12 protein-coding genes are annotated in these 15147 nt (G+C 46.4%); 9 read left to right on the top strand and 3 right to left on the bottom strand.

The features are described 5' to 3' along the window. The first annotated feature begins 73 nt into the window (after positions 1–73). Complete coding sequence (locus OZ401_RS10045) at positions 74–1795, top strand: sugar phosphorylase (protein WP_341468095.1); 1722 nt, start codon at positions 74–76, stop codon at positions 1793–1795. Between the two features lie 318 nt (positions 1796–2113). Beyond that, positions 2114–2371, top strand: coding sequence for a hypothetical protein (locus OZ401_RS10040; protein WP_341468094.1), 258 nt, complete (start codon positions 2114–2116; stop codon positions 2369–2371). Between the two features lie 70 nt (positions 2372–2441). Here OZ401_RS10040 and OZ401_RS10035 read toward each other — a convergent pair whose 3' ends face one another. Continuing rightward, positions 2442–3635, bottom strand: a complete 1194-nt coding sequence (locus tag OZ401_RS10035; RefSeq protein ID WP_341468093.1) for an N-acetylmuramoyl-L-alanine amidase — start codon at positions 3633–3635, stop codon at positions 2442–2444. 230 nt (positions 3636–3865) lie between these two features. On the opposite strand from OZ401_RS10035, the gene alaS reads away from it, so the two are divergent. The 7 genes from alaS to OZ401_RS10000 all read left to right on the top strand — a co-directional run bounded on the left by alaS (position 3866) and on the right by OZ401_RS10000 (position 12659). Beyond that, the gene (gene alaS / locus OZ401_RS10030; protein ID WP_341468092.1) at positions 3866–6481 is read left to right on the top strand and encodes an alanine--tRNA ligase; all 2616 of its coding nucleotides are present in this window, start codon (positions 3866–3868) and stop codon (positions 6479–6481) included. Positions 6482–6588: 107 nt separating this feature from the next. Continuing rightward, on the top strand, positions 6589–8904 hold the full coding sequence (locus OZ401_RS10025; RefSeq protein WP_341468091.1) for a hypothetical protein: 2316 nt from the start codon (positions 6589–6591) through the stop codon (positions 8902–8904). A gap of 16 nt (positions 8905–8920) precedes the next feature. Beyond that, a complete protein-coding gene (gene ruvX / locus OZ401_RS10020; RefSeq protein WP_341468090.1) occupies positions 8921–9340 on the top strand; it encodes a Holliday junction resolvase RuvX in 420 nt (139 codons plus the stop codon). A gap of 519 nt (positions 9341–9859) precedes the next feature. Continuing rightward, entirely contained in the window at positions 9860–10747 is an 888-nt protein-coding gene (locus tag OZ401_RS10015) for a helix-turn-helix domain-containing protein (RefSeq protein ID WP_341468089.1), read from the top strand. A 13-nt stretch (positions 10748–10760) separates the two neighbouring features. Then, a complete protein-coding gene (locus OZ401_RS10010; protein ID WP_341468088.1) occupies positions 10761–11513 on the top strand; it encodes an ABC transporter ATP-binding protein in 753 nt (250 codons plus the stop codon). Positions 11514–11529: 16 nt separating this feature from the next. Then, on the top strand, positions 11530–12300 hold the full coding sequence (locus OZ401_RS10005; RefSeq protein ID WP_341468087.1) for an ABC transporter permease: 771 nt from the start codon (positions 11530–11532) through the stop codon (positions 12298–12300). 197 nt (positions 12301–12497) lie between these two features. Further along, on the top strand, positions 12498–12659 hold the full coding sequence (locus OZ401_RS10000) for a hypothetical protein (RefSeq protein ID WP_341468086.1): 162 nt from the start codon (positions 12498–12500) through the stop codon (positions 12657–12659). Positions 12660–12962: 303 nt separating this feature from the next. Here the strand turns inward: OZ401_RS10000 and OZ401_RS09995 are convergent, their stop codons facing one another. Both OZ401_RS09995 and OZ401_RS09990 read right to left on the bottom strand, forming a co-directional pair. After that, positions 12963–14360 carry a serine hydrolase gene (locus OZ401_RS09995; protein WP_341468084.1) on the bottom strand — a complete coding sequence of 466 codons (1398 nt, stop codon included), beginning with the start codon at positions 14358–14360 and terminating at the stop codon, positions 12963–12965. Between the two features lie 299 nt (positions 14361–14659). Continuing rightward, a complete protein-coding gene (locus OZ401_RS09990; RefSeq protein WP_341468083.1) occupies positions 14660–15145 on the bottom strand; it encodes a hydrogenase maturation protease in 486 nt (161 codons plus the stop codon). Positions 15146–15147: the final 2 nt, after the last annotated feature.

Below are 15147 nucleotides of genomic sequence, written 5' to 3'. Positions count from 1 at the left end.
AAATTCCCATTGTTATGCGCTCTATACTTTGCTACTATTAATGTAGGATAGTAGTAGCAAGAGAGAACGACAAATGGTTGGAATCGGTCAAATCAAGCAGAAACTGGAGTTTATTTACGGCGCTCAATTAGGGCAAGAAACTTTCGATAAGCTGGAAAAGCTTCTGTTGAAATATGCCTTTCTAAAAGAACGTCCGCCAAACCCAGCCGGGCGATTCAGCGAGAAAGACGCAATCTTAATTACCTATGGTGATCAGGTGCAGCAGGAGGGGCAAACCCACCTCGCCACCCTACATCAGTTCCTCGCCTCCCATTTGAAGGGTTTGACCAATAGCGTACATATTCTGCCCTTTTACCCCTATACCAGCGATGATGGCTTTTCGGTGGTTGATTATCGTCAGGTTGATGCCAATCTAGGCGACTGGGGCGATATTGCCGTGCTAGAGGGCGATTTCAAGCTGATGTTCGATGCGGTGATTAATCATATTTCTGCCAGTAGCGCTTGGTTTCAAGGGTTTCTGAAAGGGGAGTCGCTTTACCAAGATTATTTTCTTGTTGCTGACCCGCGTCTTGACCTCTCCGGCGTAACTCGCCCGCGCACTTTGCCTTTGCTAACCGCTTTTGAAACTGCGGGAGGTAGGCAACATGTTTGGACAACCTTTAGCGTCGATCAGATTGACTTGAATTTTAGGAATCCTCAATTGTTACTTGACATAACTGAGTTGCTATTATTCTATGTTTCCAAAGGTGCAAGTTTGATTCGGCTGGATGCCATTGGTTATTTGTGGAAGGAGGTTGGCACAAACTGTATTCACTTGCCCCAAACGCATGCGGTAGTGCAACTGTGGCGCGCCGTACTGGATGAACTCGCGCCTGCTACATTGCTGGTGACTGAAACCAATGTGCCGCACCGTGATAATATCAGCTATTTTGGCGATGGTTATAATGAAGCGCAAATGGTGTACCAGTTCCCGCTTGTACCACTGACCCTGCACACCCTGTTAACGGGAGATTCGAGCAAACTCAGGCTGTGGGCGAGAGATTTGGCTGCCCCTTCTGCGCAAACCACTTTCTTTAACTTTCTAGCTTCGCATGATGGTATAGGAGTAGTTCCGGCAAAGGGCATCCTGAGTGATGCTGAGATTGAGAATCTAGTGGCGACTACTTTGCAGCACGGCGGGCAGGTAAGTTATAAGAACAACCCTGACGGTAGCCAAAGCCCCTATGAACTTAACATAACGTACTTTGATGCATTATCTAACCCTACCGAGGGCGAGGAAATTAAAATCAAGCGATTTATGGCATCACAAGCGATATTGCTATCCTTTCAGGGGATGCCGGGAATTTATTTTCACAGCTTGTTCGGCTCGCCAAGTTGGCAGGAGGGTTTTGCGCAAACCGGACGCGCGCGCACGCTTAATCGTCAGAAGCTTAAACTGCCCGAACTGGAAGCGGCGTTGGCAGACTCGTCAACTAGAGAGGCGCGGATTTTCGAGGCATATACAGAGCTTTTGCACTTAAGGGCAAGGCATAAAACCTTTCATCCCAATGCCGCGCAAGAGCTTTTGGAAACTTCACCCGCTATATTTGCCTTGCAGCGAACTGCGCCGGATGGTTCAGAGCGGATTCTGTGCCTCCTGAATGTGACAGACCGCGTGCAAACTCTTGCTTCTATTTCTAGCATTATAGGCGCTGATCATGGGCAAGAATATCTGGATTTGCTGAGTGGGATTAAATACCGGGCGAACGAAGCGGTTAGCTTGGATATTTACCAGCTTTTGTGGTTGCAAGGTTAGAGTATATTCATCTTGGCTTTTATTAATGACATTTTTATTAAAATTTTGTTGTAAAAGCGTTGAGATAGGTATATAATTTTTTTACTATAATTGTTGTAACATTGTTATGAATTGCACAAACGCACTTCAACAATTGTTACATATGTGCAATTGAGTCGACCAGAGATATGAGGTCTGGATGGGCATCAGTATTACTATCATAGTAGGATAGTAGCCGCTAACAATGTGGTTGGTAGCGCATTGATGTCAGGTTTGGAAAATTTCTTCTTATAGAATTAGCGCCGACATTAATTTTTTTAAGCAAAGGAGCTTGAAAATATGGCATTACCCTTGAATCTGCGTGCTGACCGTGAATTATGGAAGTATATCTATATCACTTACCCGTTCGCAAATAGCCTTCATCTAAGCGTTCTGCCGGATTATAACCACGTTTGGGCAGAGCAAATTTATCATGAAGACCCAACCGTGCGTGCGGAACTTTTAACACCGAGACATCAACGTATTATTAAAGCTATAGAGAAACAAGCCAAACTTATGGGTATAAGACTTGATAAGTCAACCCGTAGAGCCAGCTAAGACTTTATTCTGATTTCAAATATTTTTGACCGGGCTACAATGGCGTAGTCCGGTCTTTTAATTAGCTTAATTAGCTTATCATGCGGGCGTGAATCCAACCGCCACCGTCTTGCTGGTTGATTCTGTACCAGCGAGTGCTGCCCTGAAAAGCAGGTCCTTGATCGGTATAGCCGTCAAAGTGGAGCATTGTATCTTTTGTGAGTTTTCGTTGAACCGCGCCTATTGAGGGGTCGAAAGAGGGATAGGCACGAACATAAGCGTTGTTAAATGCCACTGCGCCGGGACCAAACGGGAGATCGGTGTAGCCGGGCGGGTCACCTTGGGGTTGTGTAGCAGGTTGGGGGTTGGCGGCAGGTTGGTTAAACTCTGCCTTCAAATCTGCCATTAATCTATCCCACGGGAAGCCTTTGCCGGGACAAAGCGGGCGATTTACCGAATCAATTTGGTAATGCCCGATTATATGGTGGCGGTCAACCGGAATATTAAGCTGACGAATGATTTGTTTGTGGAGGAAAAAAGTTGCCTGATACATTGTTTCGGTAAAGGCTTCCCCTGTTTTGCCTTCATGCTCAATTGAAACTGTCAATCGGTTAGGGTTAATGCCTTTGCTTATTGCATCTGCTAACCACTCAATATTTGGGTCTGGTTTATTTATCGGACCGTTGCCCCACGCGCTATTTTCAAGACGCACGTACTGGATAATTCGACCGTCTTTACCAACTCCAAAATGGGTACTGGCTTCTGCGCTTGGGTTCATGAACCAACCCGTAGTAGCATCGAGGGTGCCTTGCATAATATGGTCAACTATTGCGATGGCGGTTAGCCCATTACGACCTTGCCAACAGTTAGGGCTACTTTTAAAGACTATATCGAAAGCCGAACCGCCTGCCGAAAATGCGCCAACCGAACCGCTTTCCGCACTGGTAGCCTCTGAGCTTTCTTGCAGATTATTGGGATCGGTAGAAGTGCTGCCGTCATCCTCTGGAAATACGCCATCTGCCAGCAAGCCTTCTGCGGAATCCGGCTCACCTTGTTTATCGCGTTCTATGCGTGGGCGAAGATTTTGGTCATTATCGGGTGGTAAAAGGAAAACCACGCCATCGCTATAAGCGCCAAAAGTTGGGCTGTTATTACTCTGATCCGCGCCACTATCGGAAAGTGGTGCAGAAGAGTTGTTTGGTTGAGTTTGATTGTCTGCTATACTAGGTGTATCAGAATTGGGTTGTGTGGGTTGATTATCTGGCGTGTTTGGGTCTGAAGGCATTTTGAAACCTCCTACTCATTATAATGATGAACTCTGCTAAAGTGAAAAATACAACTTTAGTTTAGCATGAACGGTCAAGTAAAGAGATTTTTCTAAAAGTTCATGCTGAATTGACAGCTTTTAGATTACTTATCCCTAAATTTGAGCTTAACACACTGAAAACAACTTGACAATAAATAATAACTGGCATAAAATTAACTAAGCGATTTGCTAACTAGAATAGGGGCTTTATGCGTAGTCGAGAAATCCGACAAACTTATGTAGACTACTTTGTCAAAAACGGGCATTTGCATTTGCCCAGTTCTTCGCTTGTCCCACCTTCCGGTGACAAGACGGTTCTGTTGACGACTGCCGGGATGCAACAAATGACTCCCTTCTTTCTGGGTGTCCAAACGCCTCCTCACCGCCGTCTCACGACCGTACAGAAGTGTTTTCGCACCGTTGACATTGATGAAGTGGGTGACCCAAGCCATCTGACATTTTTTGAAATGCTCGGAAACTTTTCAGTTGGCGAATATTTCAAAGAAGGGGCAGTTTCCTTCGCGTGGGAATTGCTGACTCAAGTTTTTAAACTGCCGGAAGATAAACTCTACCCCTCAATTTTTCCTACCGATGAAGAGGCGCTAGAGTTATGGACTAAAATGATCGGTCTTCCTGCCAGCCGCATTACCAGAATTGAAGATAACTGGTGGGGTCCGGTGGGTAAAACCGGTCCGTGCGGACCTGACAGCGAAATCTATTATGATTTAGGACCTGAGTTCGACCCTGACCCCGATGCGCGGGTTGGTGATTCGCCGCGTTATCTTGAAATTTGGAATCTGGTGTTTATGCAGTTCAACCGCGATACGCATGGGGTGGATACTCCGCTGCCGCGCAAGAATATTGACACCGGAATGGGTCTGGAACGCCTGAGTCTGGTTTTGCAAGGTGTTAGCTCAATTTATAGCACCGATTTATTCCAGCCGATTATCCAACGCGCCGCCGATATTACCGGAAAACGTTATGGGGCGAATGAGAAAGATGATATAAGCCTACGGGTTATTGCCGATCATAGCCGCGCTGCCACCATGCTGATTACCGATGGAGTGCTGCCCGGTAACGTGGACAGAGGTTATATCTTGCGCCGGATTTTGCGCCGTGCTATTCGCTACGGACGGTTGTTAGGTCAGGATAAACCCTTTATGCATCATACCAGCCAAGTTGTAATGGATATGCTGGGCGATATTTACCCTGAGATTATCGAGCGCAAGAACCATGTGTTCGCGGTATTGGCGGATGAGGAAGAGAAATTCGGGCATACCTTACAAATGGGCTTGAACCGTTTTGAGATACTTATCGAAAATAACCCGCTTGATACCAAAATTGTCAGTGGTGAGGATGTTTTCGACCTATTGGCTACACATGGCTTCCCGCCCGATCTAACACGCGAACTTGCCGAGGAACGCGGTTTTGAAATTGACTGGGAAGGTTTTGAGCGGGCGAAGCAAAAGCATTCTGAAGCCAGTACTAATCCCGATCGCTGGAAGGTAGCGCGGGTTGACCTAGAGGATTATAAAGCGCTAGGTTTGCAGAAAACTCCTTTCAAGGGCTATGAAACTACCAGTTTGGAAACTGAAGTGCTGGCAGTGCTGGTCAATGGAAAGCGTGTCAAGAGTGCCGATGCAGGGCAAGACGCTGAAATTGTGCTGGCGCAAACGCCCTTTTATGTAGAAAGCGGCGGTCAGATAAGCGATACGGGCTATATCGAAACTGAGTTTGGGCGGATAGAGATTGAAAATACCTACAAACCGGTTGGCGATGTAGTAGCACATCAGGGTAAGGTAGTGGAAGGCTTTATCGGTGAGGGGCAAAAAGCTCGCGCCGTAGTGGATGAAGTGCGCCGCCTAGATACTGCTCGCAACCACACCGGCACGCATATTCTGCATCAGGCTTTGAAGGATGTGCTTGGAAATAATGTAGGGCAAGCCGGTTCGTTGGTTTCACCGGAGCGGTTGCGCTTCGACTTTACCTTCCCAAATCAGGTAACTGCCGAGCAATTGGTACAGGTTGAGCAAATTGTAAATGACAAAATCCGCGCCAGTTTGCCCGTAACGGTTAATGTGCTGCCCATTGATGAAGCTAAAAAGAGCGGCGCCGTAATGATGTTCGGTGAAAAGTACGGTGAGGTAGTGCGCATTCTTAGCGTTGGGGATTATAGCAAGGAATTTTGTGGCGGAACGCATCTCCAGAATAGCGGTCAAATCGGCTTGCTGCTTATTTCTAACGAAGGAAGCGTTGGAAGCGGGTTGCGGCGAATTGAAGCGGTTACCGGCAGAGGCGCGGAAAAATATATCGGAGAACGGTTGCAACTGGTAGACAAGCTAGCGAGTGTATTGCAAGCTCGCCCTGAACAACTAGTTGATGAAGCAATCGAACTTAAACGAAAATTACGTGACACCGAACGCGAACTGGCATTGCTCCAACAAAAGCAGGCGCTGGCAGAGTCCAGTGAGCTTTTAAAGAGTGTGGTTGAGGTTGAAGGTGTCAGGGTATTGTCGGCTAAGGTAAATGCGCCCAATGCTGACGTGCTGCGAAGCATCGGCGATAAACTGCGCGATAGCCTCAAGAGCGGAGTTGTGGCTATTGGGGCGGTTATCAAGGAAAAACCCTCTTTGCTGGTGATGGTTACGCCTGATCTCGTAGAGCGAGGTTTAAACGCCGGAAAGATTATTGCGCCAATAGCAGAGAAGGTTGGTGGTCGGGCTGGCGGTCGCCCTAATATGGCGCAGGGTGGCGGAAACGACCCGGAGAAACTCGATGAAGCTCTATCCCTCACGATAGGGTTGGTTCGGGGCACTATTAAATAAGATTTTGTTGGGGTCGGCAGAAGCCTTAGCGGATAACACCCGGAATTATAATCAGCTATAGCTTTCGTTTTAAGGCTTCTTAGATTGGGGCAGGAGGATTCTGAGCCATGGCCCAGGAAACAATAACGGTCGGCGTTGAAGAAGATTTAGATTCGGTAATTAATCGGCTGCGGCAATCACGCACAAAAGATGTGCTGGTTATGTTGCCCGGTAAAACCCGCGCGCTAGAAACGCTCGACCAGTTCAATATGCTTCGGCGAGTGGTTCGCGAGGAAAGCATCAATCTAACATTTTCGGGCGGCAGCAAAACTGCGCAAGGTCTTGCAAAATTGTTGGGTTTTCAGACTGATAAGAGTGATGGTATAACCAGCCAATCTATTCCTTCTGCCGATTCTAGTGATGATGATAATTTGTTTGCAAATTTCGGTGAGACTCCTTCTCAGCAACCAACCCGTGTATTTAATGGAGTGCCGCAGGGTTTTGTAACTCAGACTCAACCCCCTCCACCGCTAGAACCTACGCAACCGTTACGCCGCCCAACCCAAGAATTTTTTAACCAAATGCCCAATATACAAGTGCCGGATATGATGTCACGCCCTGTTCCACCACCTCCTCCGGTGAATTTTCTGCAACAGGATATCAATGACACTCCCCGTGAGACATTGGGCTCGTTCTTAGAATTAGACTCTCCGCCTCCTAAACCAGCTCCTTCAACCGACTTTGATAGCGGCGGCGCGAGAACTATGACCTATGAAGAAGCGGCACAATTCGGCTATTTTGGTGATGAAGCCCCGATTGGTGACGAAGGCAATACTGCTCAATTCCCGTTTGACCTAACCGATGAACAGGATGATGATGTTCCTTCGGTACTGGGTACTACCTCGGATAATGCCGCCGCCGATTTCAAACAGCGCAGTGGGGTTCGTAGGAGTGCCGATATTGGACGCAGCCGGAAGAAAACTGCCGACACTTTTGATGATACAGGTAAGCGCACTCCTAAAGGGGCAGGCTTGGCGGCAATGGCTACCGGCTTAACTGCTAATTTTGGTCGTCTATTACCTCGCAACCGCGCCCCAAAAGAAGCTGTTGCGTCTGTATCCATGGGACGTACTCCGTTACCCCCTGATGTTCAAAGCCAACGTGCCCGTGACAAAAATAGGTTCGGGTTGTTCGCCTTGGTGGGAGTAGCGGGGGCATTTATAATTCTGATCGGTTTGTTATTAATAACGCTAGGGGGTGGTCAGAATCAGGGTAATGGCAATGCTTCAACCGGAAATTTACAACGGGTTAATCTGATACTGGCTACCTCACAGGTTACCAATACAGTGCCGATTTTGCTAGATACAAGCAGTGTTAGCGCCGTCCCGACAGTAGTTAGTGGCAGTAGCTCAACTTCGAATCCGACCGATCAGCCGCAAGGTGTGACTCCCGGTAGATTGAATGTAACGGAAGTAACCACCGGAAAGATTACTAAAACCGGTACATGGCCGGCGTTTGGTTCGCTGTTGAAAGCCGATGGCGTAGCGCAAGGGCAAGCTAGTTTTGTGAATAGCGGCGCAAGTCCTCGCTCTTTGGGGGCAGGGGCGGTAATATACACCAATCAGCGCAGCGGTGTGCAGTATCGTTTAATAAGCGCTGTGACCATCCCGGCTGGTGATCCCTTTACCGGGGCAGTTGGTAGGGCTGTTGGGCAAATTCAAGCGAGTGCCGCCGGCTCATCCGGTAATTTTGAAGGAGCTTCGCGCGTTTTCTTGACCGATTCGCTAGGCGCATCTATTGGACCCGTAACAGGTGGAACCGAACGCAAGGTGCAGGTGGTTTCCAAAGAGGATAGAGCGGCTTTAGAGCAAAAGCTGGTTGAAGATGCTCGCGCTCAGGCAAAACAAGAGTTGCAAGGTCGCTATGACCCGAATACGCAAGGTATCCAGTTCTTGAACGCTGCTGATAATCAATGCCAATTTTCCAAGAATGTGGGAGATGAAGCCGCAGAATTCAGCGGGACCTGTTCTGTCTCACAAAAAGCTTATATCTATAATCAAACTGCTTTAGCGGATGCGGTTCGGAGTGCCTTGGTAAAAGACCCTCGCCAGCAAATTGACCCTACCAGCTTGAAGTTTGTAGGGGATGGACAGGTCAACCAAGAAAACGGCAGACTAATATATGTTGTGCCGGTTACTGCCACCCTGTACAGCCCTTTGACCGATGATATGAAGAAGGATATTGCAACGCTTGGCGCTGGTAAATCGCCAGAAGAAGCGCGCACCGCAATATTGCAAAAATATAACCAGTACCTGTTTGATGTGAATTTTAGCGGCTTTACAGGTACTTTGCCTGATGCCAGTAAGCTTGATCTGAAGCCGGTTTTTGATTATCAAGCCGTTTCTACCAGTGGTCAGTTAACACAACCAACGCCAAAGGCTTGATGTTTATTGAGGCAAAATGAGATACCTTGCTCTTGATCTGGGTCGCAAGCGAATCGGGCTTGCGCTCAGTGATGAAACTGGTTTGATTTCATCCCCTGCGGGTGTAATTCAGGTTAGACATTCTGAACAGGTATTTACAGAAATCGAATCATTGGTGAAACAAAATGAGGTGGGCAAGCTTATTATAGGCTTGCCCATTCAGTTAAATGGGCGCGAAGGAATAGAAGCCGAACGCGCCCGTGTGTTTGCCGCCGAACTGGGGGGACGCATTTCGGTACCCGTAGATTTTATGGACGAACGCTTGAGCAGTGTTGAAGCGGAACGCCGTTTGATTGATTCGGGTAAGCGAGGGCAGAAGATAAGAGATAATATTGACGCCACTGCTGCTGCCCTGATTTTACAAACTTACCTCGACCGAGAACGCCGCCGGAAATAAATTCCCCTTCTCATGAGATTTGGTTCGTAGCGTTGGGGTTTTGCAATAGTCCAGACAGTTTGTCACGATAGTTTTTGCCTTCTTTCCAATCACTGCTTGTCTTTCCCATTGGTCACTTCATTTGGCAGTCTTGCCAATCTATCTCAAAATTAGCCGCCCCAAATCCATTATGGTTTGTTAAGGAACAGATTTAGATTGAAAGATAAGGCAAAACCTGACTACCCTTGAATTGGCTACCAACGCCCAATGTGTGCACAGGGTCTAAATCTAAATAAAGTGCCTTCTGTAAACCGTTTCATTTCACCAAAACTCCTGAATTAGCGTTAACCAAGATAAAATTCTTTTATTCAAATGTAGAACATCCACTCACTCTGCCTAAAAACAACTGACATTTAGCTTACAATACAACTTCTAGTGTCTTAAAAACAACTATTAGTTTCATGTTTTTCATTGTGATGCACTACGAATTTGGTTAAAATAATAGCGTCGACGAAATCACATAAGGAGAGGGTACCCGCTATGTTAACAACAATAATGTTAGGAAATAAAATTTCGGAAGCACGTAAAGAGAAAAATTTATCTCAGTCCCAACTTGCTCAACAGCTATCCATTAGTTCACAAGCAGTTGGAAAATGGGAACGCGGCGAGTCAATGCCGGACATCATTACTTTTAATCGGCTCGCGGAAGTCTTGGGGGTAGATCTGAATTATTTTTCAGAAGGCTTTCAAGCGGCAAACATGGAAAAAGCGTCCGCCGAGCCTTCGACTGAATCGCCGTCCGAAATACAGGAGAAAAAGCCTAGTTGGGATTTGTCACAGGGGAATTGGGTGGACGCGGACTTTTCCGGTTTAAAGAATCTGGGTGAAAAGTTCAGCGCTTCCAACATGCAAAGATGCCTTTTTATCGGTTCAGAAATGTCAGGGCTTCTGCTAGAAAGCAACAATGTAGATAGCTGTGACTTCTCCAATTCCGACATCAGCAACAGCCACATTCAAACTTCTAATTTAGTTAATAGTTCATTCAGAGACTGTTCTCTGAAAGAAGCTGAGTTCTCATCAAATCAGATAAAAAATTGCGATTTTTCCGGCGCCGATTTTACCGGAGCGGTCTTTAAAGTCAGTGCCGTGCTGAAAACTAAAATGTCCGGTGCAATTTGGAATCGCACCACCTTTTACGCCACACAAATTACCGCTATCGTTTTCGATGGCACATTTAACGACTGCTCTTTTGAAAACTGTGAATTTTCCAAGGTGATATTCCAGAACGCCACCCTTACCAACACTTTCTTCAAAAATAAGAGCATGAAGCGGATTCGATTTATTAACTGCAAAGCGGATAAGTTGACCTATGCTTTTTTGAAAAGCGGAAAAGCGGATATAACCGATATCACCTTGTTAACATCATAAAGAGGTAATGAATATGTCACAAAATGGAAGCGCCATCTCGGTGCAAGGGTTGAAAAAATCCTATAAAAACGTATCTGTGTTGACAGGAGTTAATTTTCAAGTAAAAGCTGGCACTATTTTCGCCCTACTCGGCTCCAACGGCGCAGGCAAGACCACGATTATCAAAATCCTTACCACACTGCTGAAACCGGACAGCGGTACTGCTATCGTAAACGGATTCGATGTTGTGTCAAAGGCAGACAATGTGCGGCAGTCGATTAGCCTGACAGGGCAATTTGCCGCCGTTGACGAGATTTTGACCGGACGGGAAAATCTTATCATGATTGCCAAGCTGCGGCACCTTAATCAGCCTCGTCAGATTGCGGACGAACTGCTGAAACGCCTCGGCTTAACCGCCATCGCCGAGCGGAGGGTGTCCACTTATTCGGGTGGTATGCGCCGCCGGCTCGACATCACCATGAGTCTTGTAGGAAAACCGCCGCTTATTTTCCTCGATGAGCCGACTACTGGGCTTGACCCAGAGGCGCGCCTTGAGGTTTGGAAGATTGTCAAAGAGCTTTCAGACAATGGCACGACGGTATTCCTGACCACCCAGTATTTGGAGGAGGCTGAACAACTTGCCGACCGAATTGCTATTCTGCATAAGGGTAAGATTATTGCCAACGGCACGCTCGCTGAGCTTAAAAGTCTGTTTCCGCCTGCAAAGGTGGAGTATGTTGAAAAACAGCCGACATTGGAGGAGATATTCCTCGCCATCATCGGTTAAAAAAGAGGGAAAGTATATGGAAATAATAAAGAAGCACTTTTTCAGCGATATAGGCGTTATGCTTGGGCGTTCCATGCGCCATATTCTTCGCAGCATGGACACCATCATCACGGTCACCATTATGCCGATTGCGTTTATGCTTCTGTTCGTCTATGTGTTCGGTGGTGCGATTCAAAGCGGCACGGACAACTATGTGAATTACCTGCTGCCCGGTATCCTGCTGATTGCGATTGCAAGTGGCATATCTTATACGGCTTACCGCTTATTTATTGATATGCAAAGAGGCCTCTTCGAACGGTTCCATTCCATGCCGATTGCGCGTTCGGCTGTGTTGTGGGGGCATGTGCTGACCTCGCTGGTATCCAATGCGATTTCGGTTGTCGTAATCATTCTCGTAGCGCTCATTATGGGCTTCCGCTCGTCGGCGGGGGTACTCTCATGGCTTGCCATCGCCGGGATACTAACGTTGTTTACGCTGGCTTTGACCTGGATTGCGGCGATTGCCGGACTGTCTGCAAAATCGGTGGACGGTGTAGGCGCTTTTTCCTACCCGCTTATCTACCTTCCATTTATCAGTTCGGCGTTCGTACCCACCAAAACTATGCCGTCGGTCGTTCGCGCCTTTGCTGAAAACCAACCGGTAACTTCGATAGTAGAAGCTCTCCGCGCGTTATTGTCAGACCAGCCAGTGGGCAATAATATATGGGTCGCTCTTGCATGGTGCTTAGGTATTCTAGTTGTTGCGTATGGTTTCGCAATGCGAGTTTATAAACATAAAGCAGCATGACAATTGAGTAGGTAACCTTGATTATATCGGGGTATTTAAACTCGAATTTACCCAATTTGTACATTACCAAGTTAATAGCAAGCGGCGAAAGCGTAAAATGACCCCGGGGCACCAATATTTTGTAACATGGGTCAAAAGCAATATGAACTACCGGGTGGTGGAGCAATTAGTGCGGGTAGGCTTCAAAGAAGCGAGCAATGAGCAAAATCCTGCGGTTGGTGGAAGTAGTTTATGAAGGAAAGTGGTACATTTATCTGACGAATGTATTGGAACAGCGTTGTTTAACCGGCAGCGTCTTAATGGATTTGACTGACACCGTAGCGGAAGAATTGAAGCAACCATTTAGACCATTTCGGTAGAAATGGTCTATCGAAGGTTGTACCATTACAGTCAAACTTTAAAGCGGGGAGAAACTCTGAGCCTTATATCTAGCGCAAAATGACATTAGGGATTGTCAAACGACCTTCCAAGAGTCCTCGTTTGTTTTGACATTCCCTTACTACCTTAACTTGTAACTTAGGGTCTAAGCTCTACTTTCTCCAAAACTTTTATATAAGCTTCCAGTCCGAATGTTTATTTAATTCCCAAGTCTGTACTCGACAGGCTGGTTTTTGCCGCTTGTTTTTAGCCTGCTATAGTACAAACTTGAGCGTAAACTAAATTTATGGTCGTCCTGATGTAACCACCCAGGCTTCCCCAATGAAACGGTTTATTGCTTGTTCAGCCTGCAATTCGTTCCCGATGATTATAACTACGACTACAACCGGCTTTCCATTTGTTTTAAAGAAAAAGCCGCTTTCCCCTCGAAAATTGGTGTTTTGCCCACTCAAATGTCCATAGTTTACACCTTTGGGTAAGTCTGTAGCGAACATATTAAGGGCATGGTCTTCATTGTTATCTCCGCTGGTAGCCCGCGCCTTTAAAATTTGCATTAGTTGAGCCGAAGCTTTTTCACTAACCACATAACCATCTACTAGATCATAGAGAAACTGTCCAAGGTCTTGTGCCGAAGTATAATTTTCGTGATTAGCATCGGGAAGTCCCAGTTTGCGTTGCAAAAGGGTGTCTTTGTAACCGTTATTTTTGGAATAGTCGTTAACTTTTTGGAATCCACCCAGTTTATCAATCAGGAGATTAGCCGCCGTATTATCGCTATGGACGAGCATGTTATACAGTATATCTTCGTAGGTGAACTTAGTACCAACCAAAGCGAGTTGATTCATTATCCCCGTGCCGGATACTTGGGCGTCTTTTTTCAGAACGTAGGTATCCGATAGGCTAATGTTGCCCTTCTCCGCTTCATCGAGCACTGTGGCGGCAATCCACAATTTGATAAGACTGGCAGCCGGAATCTTGACATTCTCGTTTACTGCTACAAAATCCCCGGTAGGCAATATTACTATAGCATTTGCGCCTTTAGGTAAATTACCAAATATGCGATCGAGGTTATTTAGCTCATCGGGGTCTTGAGTTGCGCTCGGAGTCGGCTCAGGTGTAGAAGTGGGTTCTGGCGTAGCGGTAGCGACAGTATCAGTTGTATCGCTGGCAGTTGTATCAGGCGCAACATTAGTAGTAGGCTCAGGCGTTGTAACAGCCACAGTAGTGCTGGCGGTAGTTTGCCGAGTAGTGGTAACCGTAGTCGTTCTGGGAGGTAGAATAATCCCGGTTTTTTCTACATTTGGCGCAGGAGTAGCCGAGGCAGCGCTAGCAGTCTTGGTAGAGTCATCTGCCTTTTTACCCGTTACTACTAACACAATCGCGACCACAGCCGCAATAAGCACAAGGGTTGAAACCACCAAACCCACTACTAACCATGGTTTGCTTTTGCTAGAACCTTTTTTCGCGGAATTCTTATTATATTCAAATGGCTTTTGATAGAAAAAGCTTTGCATCCCGGTATAGGTGAGCCCCCGTTGTTGTAGTTGGTAGAGCCGTACCGGAACATCCAAATAATTAGGATAGTTATGCTGTAAATCTACAAGAGTCTCATAAGCAGACTGGTAGTTGCCCAGGCGTTCTTGCTGCAACACATAGTTATATGCCTGTTGAGCGGTTACCATTACTGAACCTCCACAGTAACAAGCGGAATATAAACAACGATTGGTAAAAAAATAGACTGCAAAATTATTAACATACTCTCGTAAAAATTCAAGTTTATCAGGGTATTTGATAGTCAGATTGTGAAGCTAAAATAATCAATGTGCCTGTTAAGCTCCATTATACCTTTACATACAAATTCCCTTTGAGATACTCAGATACTTTCACAGCTTATTATAGATGATTTGCTGATACTTTGGTTTTATCCCGCTAAAATACCTTACCCATTCAACGGCTTTTTGTGAAATAGCAACAGGTGGTATTAAGATAGCTTAAGTTTATCTACCTCATCTAGAATTTGCTGTAGCAAAGTAGGAAGTGCAGCTTCAACCTCTGGAGAGAGCGGGTCGCCCATTTTGAAGTTTGTGCCTTCAACTCCGAACACTACTAAACGGGATGGAAGGCAATCTAAAGCGCGTGCCAATTCTATGGCTTCCGCTACTCCAAAATTGTGGGTTGAAGTGCTAAAAAAACTGGAAGGCAAAGGCTTGGCAAGTGGCTCAAAGCGATAGATTCGACCTACTTTGTTACCGGAAGATACGGCATCAATGACAATCACACCGTCAACATCTTCCCACAAACTGAGCAAGCCTGAACCATCACTATCAAATTCTTCTACCTGAACCCCCGGCACATTTTTACTTGCCAAAGTTTGCGCCAGAAGTAGCCCGGCTGAATCATCTCCTCTGTAATAATTGCCCACCCCTATAATTAGGATGGGCAATTTTATAACACTATCAGTTACCAAAG

Origin of the sequence: Candidatus Chlorohelix allophototropha (assembly GCF_030389965.1) — a bacterium.
GTDB lineage: Bacteria > Chloroflexota > Chloroflexia > Chloroheliales > Chloroheliaceae > Chlorohelix > Chlorohelix allophototropha.
This window is presented reverse-complemented; position numbering and strand designations above follow the sequence as displayed.